The organism is Ectobacillus ponti, assembly GCF_024294785.1.
GTDB lineage: Bacteria > Bacillota > Bacilli > Bacillales > Bacillaceae_G > Ectobacillus > Ectobacillus ponti.
Map to the genome: position 1 here is coordinate 1 of NZ_JANCLT010000073.1, position 691 is coordinate 691.

The 691-nt window shown below is 60.1% G+C and carries 1 protein-coding gene; it reads left to right on the forward strand.

Translation table 11 applies throughout. From position 1 onward, the window contains the following. Positions 1-62: 62 nt before the first annotated feature. Positions 63-691, forward strand: a 629-nt coding sequence (locus NK662_RS24625; RefSeq protein ID WP_254761348.1) for a tubulin beta chain, incomplete at its 3' end; no start/stop codon positions are given.

The window sequence follows — 691 nt, forward strand, 5'->3', positions numbered from 1 at the left end:
GCACTGGATCTGGAATGGGCACACTCCTGATCTCCAAGATCAGAGAGGAGTACCCTGACCGGATGATGCTCACATTTTCTGTCTTCCCTTCACCAAAGGTCTCAGACACAGTTGTTGAGCCTTACAATGCAACTCTCTCTGTCCATCAGTTGGTGGAGAATGCTGACGAGTGCATGGTCCTCGACAACGAGGCCCTCTACGACATCTGCTTCCGCACCCTCAAGCTCACCAACCCATCATTTGGTGACCTGAACCACCTGATATCGGCGACGATGAGCGGGGTGACGTGCTGCCTGCGGTTCCCGGGGCAGCTGAACTCGGACCTGAGGAAGCTGGCGGTGAACCTGATCCCGTTCCCGCGGCTGCACTTCTTCATGGTGGGGTTCGCGCCGCTGACGTCGCGCGGGTCGCAGCAGTACAGGGCGCTGACGGTGCCGGAGCTGACGCAGCAGATGTGGGACGCCAAGAACATGATGTGCGCCGCCGACCCGCGCCATGGCCGCTACCTCACGGCGTCCGCCATGTTCCGGGGCAGGATGAGCACCAAGGAGGTGGACGAGCAGATGATCAACGTGCAGAACAAGAACTCGTCCTACTTCGTCGAGTGGATCCCCAACAACGTGAAGTCCAGCGTGTGCGACATCCCGCCGCGCGGCCTCTCCATGGCGTCCACCTTCATCGGCAACTCCAC